Source organism: Staphylococcus sp. 2S1, from assembly GCF_046721335.1.
GTDB lineage: Bacteria > Bacillota > Bacilli > Staphylococcales > Staphylococcaceae > Staphylococcus > Staphylococcus equorum_A.
Genome location: NZ_JBEUUJ010000003.1, coordinates 2,461,531 through 2,481,068, shown reverse-complemented (window position 1 = coordinate 2,481,068; position 19,538 = coordinate 2,461,531). Strand labels below are relative to the sequence as shown.

10 protein-coding genes and 8 pseudogenes are annotated in these 19,538 nt (G+C 32.8%); 17 read left to right on the top strand and 1 reads right to left on the bottom strand.

Annotated elements, in window-relative coordinates:
- Positions 1–87: 87 nt before the first annotated feature.
- The 10 genes and pseudogenes from ABLV90_RS12865 to ABLV90_RS12820 all read left to right on the top strand — a co-directional run bounded on the left by ABLV90_RS12865 (position 88) and on the right by ABLV90_RS12820 (position 10,721).
- Positions 88–1,727, top strand: a pseudogene (locus tag ABLV90_RS12865) (polysaccharide biosynthesis C-terminal domain-containing protein).
- Positions 1,724–2,422: a pseudouridine synthase gene (locus ABLV90_RS12860; protein WP_046465599.1), complete on the top strand. Its 699-nt coding sequence runs from the start codon at positions 1,724–1,726 to the stop codon at positions 2,420–2,422. The pseudogene ABLV90_RS12865 and the gene ABLV90_RS12860 overlap by 4 nt, the downstream one beginning before the upstream one ends.
- A gap of 15 nt (positions 2,423–2,437) precedes the next feature.
- A pseudogene (locus tag ABLV90_RS12855) lies at positions 2,438–2,849 on the top strand (YtxH domain-containing protein).
- A gap of 388 nt (positions 2,850–3,237) precedes the next feature.
- A pseudogene (pepV, locus tag ABLV90_RS12850) lies at positions 3,238–4,648 on the top strand (dipeptidase PepV).
- A gap of 2 nt (positions 4,649–4,650) precedes the next feature.
- A complete protein-coding gene (gene dat / locus ABLV90_RS12845; protein WP_460872734.1) occupies positions 4,651–5,496 on the top strand; it encodes a D-amino-acid transaminase in 846 nt (281 codons plus the stop codon).
- A gap of 466 nt (positions 5,497–5,962) precedes the next feature.
- Positions 5,963–6,754, top strand: a pseudogene (locus tag ABLV90_RS12840) (phosphotransferase).
- A 12-nt stretch (positions 6,755–6,766) separates the two neighbouring features.
- Positions 6,767–7,411: a tRNA (guanosine(46)-N7)-methyltransferase TrmB gene (trmB, locus tag ABLV90_RS12835; protein WP_046465594.1), complete on the top strand. Its 645-nt coding sequence runs from the start codon at positions 6,767–6,769 to the stop codon at positions 7,409–7,411.
- 38 nt (positions 7,412–7,449) lie between these two features.
- Positions 7,450–9,050, top strand: a pseudogene (locus ABLV90_RS12830) (IS3 family transposase).
- A 327-nt stretch (positions 9,051–9,377) separates the two neighbouring features.
- Positions 9,378–9,776, top strand: a pseudogene (locus tag ABLV90_RS12825) (transposase); the annotation flags it as partial.
- Positions 9,777–9,893: 117 nt separating this feature from the next.
- Positions 9,894–10,721 carry a YtnP family quorum-quenching lactonase gene (locus ABLV90_RS12820; protein ID WP_460872885.1) on the top strand — a complete coding sequence of 276 codons (828 nt, stop codon included), beginning with the start codon at positions 9,894–9,896 and terminating at the stop codon, positions 10,719–10,721.
- Between the two features lie 161 nt (positions 10,722–10,882).
- Here the strand turns inward: ABLV90_RS12820 and ABLV90_RS12815 are convergent, their stop codons facing one another.
- The gene (locus ABLV90_RS12815) at positions 10,883–11,203 is read right to left on the bottom strand and encodes a hypothetical protein (protein ID WP_427707896.1); all 321 of its coding nucleotides are present in this window, start codon (positions 11,201–11,203) and stop codon (positions 10,883–10,885) included.
- Positions 11,204–11,318: 115 nt separating this feature from the next.
- Between ABLV90_RS12815 and ABLV90_RS12810 the strand changes: the two genes are divergently transcribed.
- The 7 genes and pseudogenes from ABLV90_RS12810 (at position 11,319) to murC (ending at position 19,477) form a co-directional block, all read left to right on the top strand.
- Positions 11,319–12,362, top strand: a complete 1,044-nt coding sequence (locus ABLV90_RS12810; RefSeq protein ID WP_460872884.1) for a M42 family metallopeptidase — start codon at positions 11,319–11,321, stop codon at positions 12,360–12,362.
- A gap of 19 nt (positions 12,363–12,381) precedes the next feature.
- The gene (locus ABLV90_RS12805; RefSeq protein ID WP_046465589.1) at positions 12,382–12,690 is read left to right on the top strand and encodes a thioredoxin family protein; all 309 of its coding nucleotides are present in this window, start codon (positions 12,382–12,384) and stop codon (positions 12,688–12,690) included.
- Between the two features lie 129 nt (positions 12,691–12,819).
- Positions 12,820–13,683 carry a DUF1444 domain-containing protein gene (locus tag ABLV90_RS12800; RefSeq protein ID WP_046465588.1) on the top strand — a complete coding sequence of 288 codons (864 nt, stop codon included), beginning with the start codon at positions 12,820–12,822 and terminating at the stop codon, positions 13,681–13,683.
- 13 nt (positions 13,684–13,696) lie between these two features.
- Positions 13,697–14,297 (top strand): annotated as a pseudogene (ytpR, locus tag ABLV90_RS12795) (YtpR family tRNA-binding protein).
- A gap of 186 nt (positions 14,298–14,483) precedes the next feature.
- Positions 14,484–15,191 carry a hypothetical protein gene (locus tag ABLV90_RS12790; protein WP_460872733.1) on the top strand — a complete coding sequence of 236 codons (708 nt, stop codon included), beginning with the start codon at positions 14,484–14,486 and terminating at the stop codon, positions 15,189–15,191.
- Between the two features lie 7 nt (positions 15,192–15,198).
- Positions 15,199–18,141: pseudogene (locus ABLV90_RS12785) on the top strand (DNA translocase FtsK); the annotation flags it as partial.
- 22 nt (positions 18,142–18,163) lie between these two features.
- Positions 18,164–19,477 carry a UDP-N-acetylmuramate--L-alanine ligase gene (gene murC, locus ABLV90_RS12780; RefSeq protein ID WP_046465585.1) on the top strand — a complete coding sequence of 438 codons (1,314 nt, stop codon included), beginning with the start codon at positions 18,164–18,166 and terminating at the stop codon, positions 19,475–19,477.
- Positions 19,478–19,538: the final 61 nt, after the last annotated feature.

The window sequence follows — 19,538 nt, the reverse complement described above, 5'->3', positions numbered from 1 at the left end:
TATAGTAATATACTTTTGAAAAAAGTAGTTATAACGTTATTATTAAAGTTATGAGTGTAAAAATTAATTTGAGATAGGAAGATCTGAATGAGTGAAAGTAAAGAATTAGTGAGGGGCACCTTTTTAATTACGCTTAGTATTTTGATTACTAAGGTTTTAGGTGTTATATATATTATTCCATTCTACTCGATTATTGGTGGAGAGGAAAATTTGGCGCCTTTCAACTATGCATACACCCCGTATAATATAGCGATTGCTATTGCAACTGCGGGCGTCCCATTAGCGGCTGTCTAAATATGTATCTAAATATAATGCAATGGGCGCATATAGGGTAAGTGAGAAACTGTACAAATCAAGCTTTCTTGTTATGACTGTAACAGGATTTATAGGTTTTTTCATCTTATATTTATTAGCTCCAACAATTGCATCTATTACTTTAGCAAATAAAGCAGGTGCAAATGGCGGATGGTCAGTAGATGAAATTACATGGATTATTAGAATTATTAGTATGGTAGTTATTTTTATCCCGCTACTTGCTACATGGCGTGGTGTGTTCCAAGGTTACAAATCTATGGGACCGACGGCAGTGTCAGAAGTTATCGAACAAATCGCACGTATACTATTTATTTTAGTTGGTAGTTATTTAGTGCTTAATGTATTTAACGGTAGTGTACTTGCAGCTAATGGTATTGCTACATTTGCAGCGGCTGTAGGAGCAATTGCAGGGATTTTCACGCTATGGTATTACTGGAGAAAAAGAAAGCCTAATATTGAAAAAATGGTTGCAACGGATACAACGGATATCGATGTATCATACGGTAAAATGTATAAGGAAATTATTTCTTACAGTATCCCGTTCGTCATTGTGAGTTTAAATTTCCCATTATTTAATTTAGTCGATCAATTTACACATAACAGTGCACTCGGTTTAGTCGGCGTTCCAAGTCATATGCATGACTATTTCTTTACAATTTTAAATATGACGACAAACAAAATTGTGATGATTCCAACAGCATTATCAGCAGGTTTTGCAGTAAGTTTAATTCCATTTATTACGAAAACTTATGCAAAAGGTGAATTGCATGAGATGCACAGACAAATGCGTACGTCGTTAGGTGTTTTAATGTTCATCACAGTGCCTGCAAGTTTAGGTATTATGGCATTAGCGTTACCATTATATACAGTCTTTTATAGTTATAATGTTGATGGTAGCCAAATGCTATTCTACTATGCGCCAGTAGCGATTCTAATTGGTTTACTGAGTGTAACAGCATCTATGTTACAAGGTATTGATAAACAAAAATTAACAGTATTTGTTATATTAGCGACAGTTGTAATAAAAGTAGTATTAAATACGCCATTAATTTTAGCGTTCCATTCTGCTTGGTGCGATATTAAGTACGGCAATTGCATTGTTATTTGCAGTATCATGTAATCTGTATATACTTAAAAAACACGCTAAATTTGATTTTTCAGAAACATGGTTACATTTTGGTAAAATATTCTTATATAGCTTAATTATGATGATATCAGTTGAGTTAACATTCTTTATCTTACAATTATTTATTTCAACACAATCTAAATTTGGATCGCTGATTATAATTATTGTTAGTGTAATTGTAGGTATGTTAGTTTATGCTAGCATGACAATGAAGACAAGGCTTGCAGATCAGTTTTTAGGTGATATTCCACAGAAAATTAGACGTAAGTTAGGTATTGCAGAATGAGAATAGATAAATTCTTAGCTAATATGGGCGTAGGAACACGTACAGAAGTGAAACAGTTATTAAAAAAAGGCAATGTTACCGTGAATGATAAAAAAGAGAAGTCACCAAAAATTCAAATTAATCCAGAAACGGATATTGTAAGCGTCAATGAAACGCAAATTCAGTATATAGATAAAATCTATTTGATGTTAAATAAACCAAAAGGGTATTTATCAGCTACTGAAGACAATAATCAACAGACTGTTATAGACTTAGTAGATGAATTTAGATATTTAGAACTATTTCCAGTTGGTCGTTTGGATAAAGATACTGAAGGGTTATTGCTCATCACGAATGATGGGCAGTTTAACCACCAATTGATGAGTCCAACAAAGCATGTTTCTAAGACATATGAAGTGATTTCTGAAAAAACTATTACAAAAAATGATATAGAATCCTTTAAAACGGGTATTGAATTAAATGAGGGATTGGCGAAACCTGCTCAATTAGTTGAAGGTGATGAAAAGAACAAATCATTTGTCACAATATACGAAGGAAGGTATCATCAGGTTAAGCGTATGTTTCATGCTATAGATAATGAAGTTTTAGCTTTGAAACGTATTAGCATTGGCGACTTAAAGCTAGATTCAGCATTAGCGCCAGGAGAATTTCGTCATTTAACTCAACAAGATTTTAAACAATTAGGATTAAAATAATGAAGAGGTGTTTTTATGTCAAATTTATTTAAAGCAGTATTAGGAATCGGTGGAGCAACTGGCTGCAGTTGTTCTTTCTAAAAAAGAAAATAGAGATAGATTGAAAGATGAGTATGGCAAATACAAATCTAATCCAGAATCATATAAGCAAAACGCGAAAGATATCGCTAGTCAAATTAGTTCAAAAGCAGGCGAAACTTATAGCGAAGTAAAACAAGATCCTAAAGGTTATGCTTCAAAAGTAAAACAAGACCCTAAAGGTTACCTTAAAGATCAGAAAAATAATTTCAAAAATAGTGTTAAAAAAGAAGACGTAGAGATTGAAGAAGCTAGATTCGATGATGAAGGCGGAGATCCTTCTAATAATCTACGTGTCGTAACTGAAGAAGAATTAAAAAATAATAGTAATAAACGTGATAATAAATAGTAAATTACTATTTGGCGACCTAGTTCACTTTAATGAACTAGGTTTTTTTATGCGTGTGGGACAGAAATCTATATTTTTAACAAGATTTCGTCGTATGAACCTGACCCGACAAAGTAGACTAGAAAATGGAATACAAGCGCTGAAGCGCTTTTTCAATTTAGTCAATCACTGCGAAATTAATCATTGAGGCTGAGATATGTATTTTATCTCACCTTCTTTTTTATATTAATACAGATTTTAAAATATATTAATATATATAGGTTGAACTGTTTTATCTGTTAGCGAAACAGTTGGAATTTTTAAAAAATAATGACATCTCACTGTAGTTTCTGCCACACATCATGTAAAATATTAAATATATAAGTTTGGAGAAGGAAGTGGATCACAAATGTGGAAAGACAAAGTGAAAGAATATGAAGATCTAATCATTGAAGATTTGAAAGGTTTATTATCTATTGAGAGTGTTAGGGAAGATAATAAAGCATCGACCGAATATCCAGTTGGACCTGGTCCACGAAAAGCCTTAGATTACATGTACAAAATAGCTGAACGCGACGGATTTGGCACACATGATGTAGACCATATTGCTGGTCGAATTGAAGCGGGTGCTCGGAGAAGATGTTTTTGGTATATTATGCCATGTTGATGTCGTACCTGCTGGAGAAGGTTGGGATTCTGACCCATTTGATCCAGTTGTGACAGACGATAAAATTATTGCAAGAGGTACGCTTGATGATAAGGGACCAACAATTGCGGCGTACTATGCAATTAAAATATTAAATGATATGAATGTAAATTGGAAAAAACGTATACATATTATAATAGGCACTGACGAAGAATCTGATTGGCAATGTACTGAGCGTTATTTTGAAACTGAAGAAATGCCTGCTTTAGGATTTGCACCAGATGCAGAATTCCCTGCAATTCATGGCGAAAAGGGTATTACTACTTTTGATGTGATTCAAAACGAAAAAGCAGAAGACCAAGACGAGCCAGAATATGAATTAATTTCATTCAATTCAGGACAAAGATATAATATGGTACCTGATGAAGCTGTGGCGAATGTATCTGTAAAAGAAAACATGACTGATGTCATTCAAAACTTCGAACAATTTGTTCACGAGAACAATATTGAAGGGGAAAGCATCGTTGATAGTGGCGTACTTGTATTAAAAGTTCAAGGAAAAGCCGTACACGGTATGGATCCTTCTATAGGTGTTAATGCTGGTTTGTACTTGTTGAATTTCTTATCTAGTCTAGATTTAGACAAAACAGCAGCTAATTTCGTGAATTTCAGTGAAAAATATTTATTTAATTCTCATTTTGGAGAAAAAATGGGTATGAAATTCCACACAGATGTTATGGGTGATTTAACGACGAATATAGGTGTCATGTCTTATGACAATGTTGAAGGTGGAACATTTGGTGTTAATTTAAGATATCCACAAGGATTTGAATTTGAAGAAGCAATGACGCGCTTCAAGAGTGAAGTTCAACCACTTGGATTTTCAATTGAATTAGGTAAAAACCAAACACCGCATTATGTAGAAAAAGATGATCCATTCGTTCAAACGTTAGTACAAGCCTATAGAAATCAAACAGGTGACGAAACAGAACCATACACAATTGGTGGTGGCACATACGCCCGTAATTTAGACAAAGGTGTTGCCTTTGGCGCAATGTTCAGTGATTCTGAAGATTTAATGCACCAAAAAAATGAATATATCAGTAAAAAGCAATTGTTTGATGCGACGAGTATCTACTTAGAATCACTATATACTTTGTGTGTGGAGGAATAAATATGACAAAAGTATTAATAAATGAAAGATTACTAGAGGAAAAAGATGCAAATGTAGCTTATAACGATAGAGGATATGTATTTGGTGATGGTATTTATGAATATATAAGAGTTTATGACAATCATCCTTTTACTGCCAATGCGCATTTTGAAAGATTATTAAGAAGCGCTAAAGAAATTGGCTTAGAATTAAACTATACAGTTGATGGCCTTATAGAACTTGTACGAGAACTGATAGTCGCTAATGGTATCGTTAATGGCGGCGTATATATTCAAGTGACGCGTGGTACTGCGCCGCGTGATCATGCCTTTCCAACGCCATCAGTAAAAGCGAATATCACAGCTTTTACAAAATCTTATGACCGTCCATACAAATTATTAGAAGAAGGCATAAACGCCGTAACGACTGAAGATATCCGTCGGTTAAGATGTGATATAAAAAGCTTGAATTTATTAGGCAATGTATTAGCAAAAGAATATGCTGTTAAATATAATGCACAAGAAGCAATCCAACACCGTGGTGAAACTGTTACAGAAGGATCTTCAAGCAATGTTTACGCAATTAAAGATGGCGTGATTTATACGCACCCAATCAATAACTATATTTTGAATGGTATTACGCGTATGGTAATAAAAGAAATTGCTGAAGAAAAAGGTATTTCGTTTAAAGAAGAAACATTTACTTTAGAATTTTTAAAAAATGCGGATGAAGTTTTGGTTTCAAGTACATCAATTGAAGTGATGCCAGTTGTTAAATTAAATGGTGAAGCTGTAGGTGATGGAAAAGTAGGACCAATCACTAAATCGCTACAAGAAGGATTTAATAGATATATTGACACGCATAGTTAATAATTTCAATAAATGGATAGAAAATGTAACATATATTAAGGTCAAATTATGTTATAATTCTTACTGAGCCGTTTAATAGAATTCCATAAAGGTATGGAATCAAAATGTGAATTTTAATTTCTCATTTATAGTTGAAATAAAGTATTAAAGATTATAAAATCTTTTATAAGTCGTGAAATTTGGAAGTAAAAAATTTCACAAAAAAAGATAGAGAAATATTAAATTAATACTCTGTTAAGAGCTAATTTATGATATGATGTAAAAGTTATTGTAAATTAGCTCAGACAGTATGAGTATTAATAAATTAAAAAGAACTTGAACCATGATGGGACAATGTGTCAGTCATAAAACTTGAGGCTGCACAATTTTGGTTGGAGTTTATAATTTTGAATTAAAAAATTATTATATATGGCTCTCGAAAATTCTTTTCAGGAGCCATTTTCTAGTTGAAAGTGAGGTGAACGTGTTGGAGCAGTTTTATCAATTAGGATGGACGCTTGATTCAGCAGGTGGTGCATCTGGTGAAGCTTATATGGCTGAACAGGATGGGCAGAAATTATTTTTAAAAAGAAATTCAAACCCCTTTATCGCAGCCTTATCTGCTGAAGGTATTGTGCCAAAACTAGTTTGGACGAAACGAATCGAAACTGGAGAAGTTGTAACGGCGCAACATTGGAAAAATGGTAGAGAACTTACTTTCAATGAAATGCATGAACAAAGAGTAGCTAATTTATTGAAAAAAATTCATAGTTCTAGAACACTATTGAATATGTTAAAACGAATGGAAATGGAGCCGATCACACCAGATATTTTGTTAAATAAAATTAACGCTTCATTATCTAGAGAAGTTTTAACGCATCATGTAGTAAGAAAAGCATTAACGTATTTAGAAGACCATATGCCTAATTTAGATCCACGTTTCTTTACCGTTGTACACGGCGATGTTAACCACAATAATTGGCTATTATCAGATCGTGATGAGCTTTACTTAGTTGATTGGGAAGGCGCGATGATTGCTGATCCTGCAATTGATTTAGGCATGCTCGCTATACAATTACGTTCCTGAAAAAAATGGCCTCACTGGTTAGATGTTTATGGAACTAAAGACTCAATGGACTTACAAAAACGTATGAAATGGTATACAGTTATTCAGTCTATAGGTATGGTCCAATGGTATGAAGAACAAAAGCGCTACAAAGATATGAATATGTGGCTCAAATTCTTAAATGAAGTAATGAATAACAATGCTTTTATATAAGGAGTTATCAGAATGAGAATGCGTTACAAGCCTTGGGCAGAAGATTATTTGAAATCACATCCTGAACTAGTGGATATGGATGGTAGTCATGCGGGGCATATAAGTGACTGGTTTGATAAAGACCAAGAGATATACATTGAAATAGGATCAGGAATGGGACAGTTTATTACAACACTTGCCGGACAAAACCCTGACATAAATTTTATTTCTTTGGAACGAGAAAAAAGTGTAGTGGTTAATATTGTAGATAAAGTTAAAGAACTTGGTCTTACTAACATTAAATTGATTTGTAACGATGCACTGGAGCTCAATGAATATTTCAAAGATGGCGAAATTGATCGCATATATTTGAATTTTTCAGATCCATGGCCTAAAAAACGACATACTAAACGCAGATTGACGTATCATACGTTTTTAGCACTGTATAAGCAAGTTTTGAAAGAAGACGGAGAACTTCACTTTAAAACTGACAACAGAGGTCTTTTTGCTTATAGTTTAGAGAGTATGTCTCAATTCGGCATGTATTTTACTAAACTCAATTTAAATCTTCATCAAGAAGATGACGAAGATAATATAGAAACTGAGTATGAAAGAAAGTTTTCTGACAGAGGTTCAAGAATTTATCGAATGGAAGCAAAATTCCATAAAAATTTATAATGATTTTCAAATTAAAAGCAAGCAATCTATTAGTTTTGATATGCTCCCTTCAAAGTAGACACTTAAAAAGTAAAAACTTTGAAGGGAGTTTTTTTGTGTCTCAAAAACTTAAAGTAGATTTAAATTCACTTCTTATTGCCTTTGACAAATATGAAGAAGGCATGAGTTTTGCGAATATTGTAGATGAATTAAACCTAGATATTCTTACAGGTATATTAAGAGATAAATACTATCAATATTTAGATAAAGGTATGGAATCGTTGATTCCAAAATCAAATAACAATAGTTATTCAAAAGAATTTAAAATGAACGTTGTTGATGAATATTTTCATAGTGAGTTATCTTATCGAGATTTAGCGATTAAATACAACGTGCCATCACATAAGACTATAATTAATTGGACAAAACGTTATACTGAGGATAAAGAGAACCAAAATTATTCTTCAATATCTGAGGTGTATATAATGAAAGCGAAAAAAACGACTTATGAAGAAAAATTAAATATCGTTAAATTTTATCTGGATAATGAATTAAGTTACAAAGAAATAGCCCAAAGATTTAATGTTACTTACGGTCAAGTGTACCAATGGATACAAAAATATAAAGAGCATGGCGGCGACGGTCTAATCGATGGTCGAGGTAAAGGTAAACCTCAATCAATATTAACTTCTGAAGAAGTTAATGAAGCTGAAATTAAAGCATTAAAAGAACGTAATAAAATTTTAGAAATGGAAAATAAAGTTTTAAAAAAATATCAAGAAATAGAAAGAGAGATGATGAATCAAAAATCAAACAAATCACGGCATACGAAACGATCCAAACGCTAAAAGAAGAATATCCTGTTCAACAACTATGCCAAACGCTTGGAATTTCAAGATCCAGTTATTATAAATGGATTCATCGCGTACCTACACAAAGAGATGTAGAAAACGAATCTTTAATGGAAGACATACAAGAAATATATGATAAATATAAAGGCATTTATGGTTACAGACGTATTTACATTTATATTCGAATTAAATTAGGTAAAAAAGTGAATCAGAAGCGTATTTATCGATTAATGAAAAAACTGAGGCTAACTGCTGTCATACGTCGTAAGAGAACACCATATAAACGTTCAACGCCTCAAATCACAGCTGAAAATATATTGAATCGTGAATTTCAAGAAGATAAACCTAACGTTAAATGGTTAACTGATGTAACTGAGTTTCGACTTAAAGCTGGAAACAAAGTATATTTAAGTGCTATTTATGATTTAGGTACAAATAAAATAGTTAGTTATGAAACAAGTGCTTCAAATAATAATCAACTCGTATTTAACACTTTTGATAAAGCAGTATGTAATATGGACTCTACCGAAGGTATTCTTTTGCATAGTGAACGAGGGTACCAATACACATCTAGGCGATTTAGAGATAAATTAAATCGCTTTGGCGTAATTCAAAGTATGTCGCGTGTTAGTAGATGTATAGATAATGGACCAATGGAAAGTGTTTGGGGGATTATTAAAAGTGAGATTTATAGAGGAAATAAACATTATTTATTTGAGAATATAGAAAGAGCTAAAATTATTATAGATGATTATATTCATTTTTTTAATAATGAGCGCATCACATTAAAAATGGCTGATCTCGCTTAATACGAGATCAACCTAAAATTTAATTATTTACTTGTCTACTTGACTGGGTGCAGTTCAGTTTCTAATGGATTGTCGCTTTTCTATTTAAAATATTCCGATTTTGAAAACGCATGTTTGCCTCGGGTATGGGAGTGGGACAGAAATCTAATTTTTCTAATAAGATTTCGTCGTCCCACCTCGGCAAAGATGACTAGAAGTGAAACAAGCTTCATATTATGCGCGTTTTCACTTCAGTCATCTACTGCCAATATAGCAATAGAGTTGAGATATTATTTGTTTTACAGACTCATACTATTCTACTAGGCGTCAGCGCTTTAAAAAATCGGTACAATTAAACCTTATTTAGAGCACATTAAAAATTATCATGGTGACATTCCTGTATATATCGTTGCTCGCAGGCAATGGAAGTGAACCAAATTATTTATCTATTCTAGATGATTTTGGTAAAACACCTTTAGTTACATATGGAATGTTTATCAAAGAACAAAAAAAGAAATATAAAAATGACAAGTTTAATACACAAAACTGGCCATACAACGAGATTAACGATGAACTTATTTGTCCGAATAATTGTAGATTACCTTTTATAAAGTATGATTATAGAAATGATAAATATGGTTTTAGAAGAGATTTCAAACTATATGACAGTGATAGTTGTAACGGATGTTTATTAAGAAATCAATGTATTAAAAATAACTCACTATCTAATAAAAAGTAATGAAGAATTAGAATTGGGGATATTTTAAATTTCAAATCATTGCCTTTATTTTACGTAGTAAATGTATTGTATTACTATAGTAAGTAATTGACGTTGTTAAATGAAAGGTGAGGAGGAATTAAATGATGAAATTAGGTAATTATAAAGTACATTATTTAAATGGGGGTATTACTCATATTGATGGGGGCGCAATGTTTGGCGTTGTACCTAAAGCATTATGGACAAAGAAATATGAAGTAAACGAAAAAAATCAAATCCCATTACCGACGCATCCGATACTTATCCAAACTGAGGACAAAAATATTGTTGTTGATACTGGTGTTGGTGCGGGAAAATTAACTGATAAAGAACGTAAAATATTTGGTGTCCATTATGAGAGTGATATGGAAAATGATTTAAAAGCGTTAAATCTAACACTAGAGGATATTGATTATGTATTAATGACTCATCTTCATTTTGACCATGCGACTGGGCTAACGGATAACGATGGGCACGCTATTTTCAGTAATGCAATCCATGTCATTCAACAAGACGAATGGCATGAGTTCCAAAGTCCAAATATACGTAGTAAATCGACTTACTGGCAGAAAAATAATGGAGATTTTAAAAATAAATTAATGCTTTTTGAGAAAGAGATAGAAATATATCCTGGCATTCAAATTCGTCATACTGGGGGACATAGTTACGGACATTCAGTAGTAACAATAGAAAGTGAAGGAGAAAAAGCAGTGCACATGGGAGACATCTTCCCGACACTGGCTCATAGAAATCCATTGTGGGTAACAGCATATGATGACTATCCTATGCAATCCATAAGAGAGAAAGAACGTTTAATTCCAAACTATATTATGCAAGATTATTGGTTCTTATACTATCATGATGCTAATTACTTTGCTGTGAAATTTGATAAGAATAAATTGAATGAAATAGAAACTTATATTTCGAGAAATTAAAAAGGTTAAAGTTATGAACGAAGAGATATGGATAATCACTGTTTTAGAAACGGATGGGTGTGGTCCTTGTGTCTATACAGTGTAAACCTTTATCTCTTGTCTTGTAATGTTTATCAGTGCTTTGAGCGATTGATACATTACATGTTCAAAACTTTAACCTTTTATGATTCACATTCAATAATATCTATAACTTCTCCACTTTTTGCATCTGCAAAAAAGTCATAATATGTTAATGTTTTATTGTTTTGTGTGGTAATACCACCTTGAAAAACAATAAAATTATCATCGGATTTTTTATACGTAATCGGTTCATTCAATATATAAGATCCTACAACATTCATAAAGTATGTTCTTACTTCAGTAATAATTTTATCTGGATCGTGATATTGTAGATCTTTTTGACGTTTATAAAAATAAGCCACTCCGACAATTGTTGTTAGTGAAATAAATAAGATGATAAGCCAATTCTTTTTATTTAACATAACACAATCTACCTCCAATAAAGTCATATTTATAGTTTACCATAATGAAGATGATATAATAAATAGTAAGGAGTGAGAGACATTGAATATAGACAATAATAAAACATTAGCTAGAATGAAAACATTAACAGAATTACATGGGGCACCTGGTTTTGAAGATGATGTAAAAGCATACCTGAAATCAGAATTAGAACCATTTGTAGATGAGTTTGTTTATAATCGCATGGGTGGCATTTACGGTGTTAAACGTTCGAAAGTAAAGAATCCAAAGCGTGTAATGGTGGTCGCTCACATGGATGAAATTGGCTTTATGATTACAAATATTACAGAAAACGGTATGATACAATTTACAAATTTGGGTGGCGTTGCTACAGATATTTGGCAAGGTCAACGACTTAAAGTAAAATCGCGTAAAAATGAAGAAATCATCGGCGTGGTGGCGAATATACCTAAACATTTTAGGACAGGTAATGAAGGTGCACCTAAAATAGAAGATTTACTTTTAGATATTGGCTGTGAAAATCCAAAAGAGGTAAGAAAACGTGGCATTGAAATTGGTGATTCAATTGTTCCAGAAACACCGTTCACACAATTATCAGAGCATCGTTTCTCAAGTAAGGCTTGGGACAATCGTTATGGTTGTCTGCTTAGCATTGAATTATTGGAATTATTAAAAGATGTAGAGCTTGGCTATGACTTATATGTAGGTGCTAATGTCCAAGAAGAAGTTGGTTTAAGAGGAGCTAAAGCGTCTGCTGAATTGATAGACCCTGATGTGGCTTTTGTAGTAGACTGTTCACCAGCTAATGATATGAAAGGTAAACAGAATTTATCTGGAGAATTAGGTGCCGGCACATTAATTAGAATTAAAGATGGTACGATGCTACTTAAACCAATTCTTAGAGATTACCTATTAGATTTAGCTGACCAATTTAAAATTAAGCATCAATATTATATTTCACCTGGTGGTACTGATGGTGGAGAAATCCACAAAGCAAAAATCGGTATCCCAACCGCAGTAATTGGAGTTTGTGCACGATATATCCATAGTACAAATGCAGTGTTTGATATAAGAGATTACGAAGTCGCAAGAGCATTATTAACACAAGCTACAACTCAATTAGATGATTCTAAAATTGAAGAATTACAATATAAATAACACACTAAGGAGTGATTGGATGCAACAATTAGAAACTGAACAACAATTTGAGCAACTTAAAAACGAGCAAACAGTATTTTTATTTACGGCTGATTGGTGTCCTGATTGTAAAGTGATTGAACCTGAATTACCACAGTTGGAGGAAAAATACACTAATTACAAATTCATCTCAGTTGATAGAGATAAATTTATAGATATTTGTGTGGAAAATGGAATTATGGGTATACCAAGTTTCTTAGTTTTCCGTAATGGCTCACAAATCGGTAGTTATATTGGAAAAGAAAGAAAATCCATTGAACAAATTGATAACTTTTTAGCTTCTTTATAAAAAATTTTACTTCGTAAATAATTAATGTTGAAATATAAAAATATATACCCTTAGAACTTACATTTTTTCTGTTCCTAAGGGTGTATTTATTGTAAACTATAATAAGGCACGTAAATAGGAGTGTTAACAATGAATGTCTTTCAAATGAGAGATAAATTAAAAGATCGATTAAGCAAACCAGAAGTAAAGTTTACTTTTAATCGTGAAGATGAAACGCTACGTATATCTAGAGTAGACAATGGCAAGGGTGTCACTGTTAAAGTTGCTACGATAGTAGCTAAATATAAAGAACAAAAAGAAAATATAGTAGATGAAATTGTATATTATGTAGAAGAAGCAATTGAACAAATGAAAGGGGAGGGGCTATCAGAGGTTAATAGTGCTCAAATCATGCCAGTACTGAGATCCCCAAGCTTTGATAAAAAAGACAAAGATGGTAATGCATTTGTTATAGAAGAACACACTGCAGAAACAAATATTTACTATGTAGTTGATCTAGGGAAATCATATCGTCTTATGGATGAAAAAATGTTAGAGTCAATGAAGTTATCTAAGCAACAATTAAAAGAAATGGCTTTATTTAATGTGCGAAAATTAGAAAATAAATATACTACAGATGAAGTAAAAGGCAATATATTTTACTTTATTAACTCTAACGATGGCTATGATGCGAGTAGAATCTTAAATACAACATTTTTAAATGAAATACAAGACCAATGTGAAGGAGAAATGTTAGTTGCAGTGCCACATCAAGATGTCTTGATTATTGCAGATATCCGTAATAAAACGGGTTATGACGTAATGGCACATTTAACTATGGAATTCTTTACAAAAGGCTTAGTGCCTATCACATCATTATCATTAGGTTACGACAAAGGTCATTTTGAGCCTATTTTCATCTTAGGAAAAAATAACAAACAAAAAAGAGATCCTAACGTGATACAAAGATTAGAAGCAACAAGAAAACAATACGAAAATAAAGATAAGAAATAAGGAGTATATAGATATGAATTTATTTTATAATAAAGAAGCAGTAGGAGACGTTGCATTTTTACAAGTTGAACCAACTAGCGGTGAGTTCAACTATGAGTATAAAGGTGATGTTGTTGAAATTAAAAGTGAATCACAAGTTGTAGGTTATAACATTTTTAATGTATCAGAAAAATCAACTATAAGTGGAAATGGACATGTTAAGTTAACTGAAACATTAGTTAATGAATTTCAAAAAGCCATTGAAGATGCTCGGATTTACATTTAAATTAAAGGCAGATTTATCTCCTAAGTTTGTTGTAGGCTATGTTGAAACTAAAGAAAAGCACCCAGATGCTGATAAATTAAGTGTGCTTAGTGTTGATGTAAGTACTGAAAAGTTACAGATAGTTTGTGGTGCGGCTAATATAGATGCTGGACAAAAAGTAGTAGTGGCTAAAGTAGGCGCTGTAATGCCAAGTGGTATGGTTATTAAAGATGCTGAGCTAAGAGGTGTAGCTTCAAGTGGTATGATTTGTTCTATGAAGGAACTTGATTTACCCAATGCACCTCAAGAAAAAGGGATTATGGTCTTATCTGATGATTATACAGTTGGCCAAGCATTTTTTGAAGAATAAAAGGAGGTAATGTACGAATGAGTCAGGTTCGACAAGTTATTTGGAGAAGATAATGATTCTACAGAAGATTATCTTAGTAAAAGAAACCAACGACGTCAAAAAGCTACACAACAAGAAGAACAAGATTCATTACTTCCTCAGAACAATGATGTTTATGAAAGACCCAAAGGAAAATTCAGGTTTCCAATGCGTATTTTAGAAGAAGCGAATGAAGCCAAGCATCCAGAAGAAGATTCAATTTCAAAAGATAGTTCAGATTATGGTAATCAACAACATAGTGACCGTCATGCTTCAGACTCAATAAATGCTAATCATAAGCAGAGAAGACGTAGACATATGTATGATAAGACAGCTTCTAATGATGTTAATACACAAACAGAAAATCAGCCGTCACAAAAAGAAACATATTCAGAACCAAAACGAGAACCAAAATCTCATAAAGGTCAACGAATGAGAATACAAACTGATGTTTTACGTGCAAATGCTTCTAAGAAAACTAAAAGAGACATACCTATGTATCATGAGAGTGATTTTAAAGCGAGTGAAGTGCCATCTGCAATATTTGGTACTCAAAAGCCACACCCGCTGGAAAACGGTGTTATAAAACCTTCAGACGAAACTGAAAACGGAAATAGCGAGCAAGTTTCAAATGATGAAGATAACAAAACACAATCACAAACTCTAGCACAGGAATCATCTGAAATACATGACACTAAAATTTATAATGACCAATTTGTAGAACCATCAAATGATGCAACAGACGATGAAAATTTACAAGTTGATAATCAGCAACCATATTCTTTTGAAGATAATGACTATTTAGAAGCGCAAGTGGAAGAAGATAATGAACAGTCACAACAACTTTCTGAACAAAAGCAGCCGATCTTCAAATGAACAACCTAAAGTAAACAACGCAATTAATATTGAAAATATTTACGCATCACAAATCGTAGAAGAAATTCGAAGAGAACGTGAACGTAAAGTACTTCAAAAACGCCAATTCAAAAAAGCGTTGCAACAAAAACGTCAAGAAAACCAAGATAATAACGAAGACAGCATACAAAAAGCAATAGATGAAATGTATGCCAAACAAGCACACCATTTTATTGGAGAAAGCTCTTTAGACGAAGAGAGCAAAAATAAAAATGTTTCTGAACATCAAACAGAAGCATCGATTCAAGACGCTCAACTATCCGATGATAGTCAACAAAATGAGGATGAAAGCAGCTTAGGCGCTACATCACCATTTAATTATGAAGAAATTGATTTAGATCATGTGCGTGATGTACATACAATTAATGATGAATACGTAAATGTAGATGCAGATTTAGAATCAGAATCGCCTGATAGTGACATTGAAAATCATGCATCAACTGAGTACAAATCATTAAATGATGATGTCGAAACAACCATTTCAAACGATGATACTTTAAATACAGTTGAAGATAATAATGAAAATATTTCTGATGAAAATCTTTATGTAGAAATAGAAGATAATGAAGATATATCAGACGCTCAATATAGAGAAGTGACAAGCCCACAAAATGAATTAACAGAAGCGGATAGTATTATATCTGAGGGCGAGAGCGAAATACATTGTGAAGATCAGGAGTTAGCGACTGAAACAGAACTAAATAGTGCTCAAGATATGACACAACCGTCAGAATCAGAGATGTCATCGGAATCTGTATCTAATGAAATAGCTGAAGTACAACAAGATTCAGCACAATACAATACAGAGCAATCTGATACAGACCAATTTGAAATCGAAGATGAAGTGGTTGATCAAGAAACACAGCTTAATCCTAGTAGTACGCAATCAAGTGTACTAAAAAATGAAACAACTGAATCAAGTGAAGCGACTACAAGTAGCAATCAAACATCAATTAGAAAAGGTAGCAAGCCATTTAATGTTGTTATGACACCTTCTGACAAAAAACGTATGATGGATGCTAAAAAACCTAAGAATAGTAATCAGCATTTTACAAATTCAAGTAACACATCACAATCATCACAAAATGAAAGTAAAGAAATTGAATCCAATGATCTTGGTACTGAAAGTGTAGTTAAAGATGAAACAGTTGGACAAGAGCAACAAGAGCAACAAGAGCAACAAGAGCAACAAGAGCAACAAGAGCAACAAGAGCAACAAGAGCAAAATCTGACATCAACGCCCGAAATAACAGAACATCCATCAACTACTATGGATGCATCAAATCATAGTGAACAATCTATCAATCATGGAACGTCAGAAAAACATGACGATGAAATAAATCCATCTTCAGTTGACTCCGCTCAACATGCGGAGCATAAGGAAACTGAAATTAATAATGAACAGACGTCACCAATAACACAAAATCAAGAGCCGAAATTAAAACCCGAGATGGCACACAATCAATTAGACGCTAACAAGACAACTGACGACAGTGGTAAGCCAACAATTAGAAGAGGGCCAAATATTAAGTTGCCTAACTTAGATTTATTAGAAGAACCTAAACAACATGAAATTGATAACGCTTGGATTGAAGATAAAAAACAAGAATTGAATGATGCGTTTTACTATTTTAATGTACCCGCTGAAGTTCAAAACGTTACTGAAGGACCAAGTGTCACACGTTTTGAATTATCAGTAGAAAAAGGTGTCAAAGTTTCTCGAATCACTGCATTGCAAGACGACATTAAAATGGCACTTGCGGCTAAAGATATTCGTATAGAAGCACCAATCCCTGGTACTAGCCTTGTAGGTATAGAAGTTCCTAATCAGAACGCTACCACAGTCAATTTACGTTCAATTATTGAAGATCCCACATTTAAAAATGCAGAGTCTAAATTAACTGTTGCTATGGGGCTTAGAATTAATAACGAACCTTTACTAATGGATATATCTAAAACCCCACACGCACTTATAGCCGGTGCAACTGGTTCAGGTAAATCTGTGTGCATAAATAGTATCTTAATGTCATTATTATATAAAAATCATCCAGAAGAGCTAAAATTATTACTTATTGATCCTAAAATGGTAGAATTGGCACCATATAATGATTTACCACATCTGGTAGCGCCTGTTATTACTGACGTAAAAGCGGCGACACAAAGCTTAAAATGGGCTGTAGAAGAAATGGAACGTCGTTATAAAGTGTTCGCAAAATATCACGTAAGAAATATTACTGCTTTTAATAAGAAAGCAACTTACGAAGATAGAATGCCAAAAATTGTTATAGTAATAGATGAATTAGCTGATTTAATGATGATGGCGCCACAAGAAGTAGAACAATCTATCGCACGTATTGCTCAAAAAGCCCGTGCATGTGGGATTCATATGTTAGTAGCAACACAACGTCCATCAGTAAATGTCATTACAGGTTTAATTAAGGCAAACATACCTACAAGAATTGCATTTATGGTATCATCTAGCGTTGATTCAAGAACCATTTTAGATAGTGGCGGCGCTGAACGCTTGTTAGGTTATGGAGATATGCTTTATTTAGGCAGTGGTATGAATAAACCGATACGTGTTCAAGGCACATTTGTATCGGATGATGAAATAGATGATGTTGTTGATTTTATAAAACAACAAAGAGATCCAGAATATTTATTTGAAGAAAAAGAATTATTGAAAAAAACGGAAGCACAACCTCAGGATAGTTTATTCGATGATGTATGTAGTTTTATGTTGAAAGAAGGTCATATTTCTACTTCATTAGTACAACGCCATTTCCAAATCGGTTATAATCGTGCGACGAGAATTGTAGACCAATTAGAACAATTAGGTTATGTTTCTGGAGCAAATGGTTCAAAACCAAGAGATGTATACATTACAGAATCAGATTTGAATGAGAATTAAATAGAGATAAAGGAGTGTTACAATGACACATTATCATTTTGTCGGCATAAAAGGCGCCGGCATGAGTTCATTAGCACAAATAATGCATGATCTTGGAAATGAAGTACAAGGTTCAGATATAAATAATTATGTTTTTACAGAGGTAGCATTACAAAATAAAGGTATTCAAATATTACCTTTTGATGAAAACAATATAAAAGAAGACATGGTTATTGTTCAAGGTAACGCATTTCCAAATTCACACGAAGAAGTTGTTAAAGCGAATGAATTAAAACTAGATGTCATACGCTATCACGACTTTTTAGGTCATGTTATCAGTCAGTATACATCTGTAGCTGTAACAGGTGCACATGGTAAAACATCTACAACTGGTTTATTGTCACATGTGATGAATGGGGATAAAAAGACATCATTTTTAATTGGAGATGGCACTGGTTTAGGTATTCCCGCAAGTGATTATTTCGCATTCGAAGCTTGTGAATACCGTAGACATTTCCTAAGCTATCATCCTGATTATGCTATTATGACTAACATTGATTTTGATCACCCTGATTACTTTAAAGATGTTGAAGATGTATTTAGTGCTTTCCAAGAAATGGCACATAATGTTAAAAAAGCAATTATTGCGTGGGGTGATGATGATCATTTACGTAAGATAGAAGCAGATGTTCCAGTATATTATTATGGGTTTTCAAAAAATGATGATGTATATGCGGATAACCTACAAATTAGTGAAAATGGAACTAAATTTGATGTATACATTAAAAATGAATATTATGATACGTTCTTATCTCCACAATTTGGTGATCATAATATATTAAATGGACTTGCTGTAATTACAGTGAGCTATCTTGAAAGTTTGGATGTAAATAATATAAAAGAAGCCTTAGAAACATTTGGTGGCGTAAAAAGAAGATTTAATGAGACAAAAGTGGGAAAACAAGTATTAGTTGACGATTATGCACACCATCCTAGAGAAATTAGTGCTACAATTGAGACAGCTAGAAAGAAATATCCGAATAAAGAAGTTGTAACTGTATTCCAGCCTCATACTTTTAGTCGAACACAAGCATTCTTAGATGATTTTGCTGAAAGTTTAAATTTAGCAGATAAAACTTTCTTATGTGAAATTTTTGGTTCAATAAGAGAAAACACTGGTAATTTAACAATTCAAGATTTACTCCAAAGAATTGATAATGCGACATTAATTGATGAAACTACTGTGAATGCGTTAGAACAATATAGTGATGCAGTTATTTTATTTATGGGTGCGGGCGATATTCAAAAGATTCAACGTGCTTATATGAAAGAAATGGGTGTTACTACCTCATTTTAATATGTTTATGTTAAAATGATTTGGGTATTTATATTAAATAACAACATATGATTAATAGGAG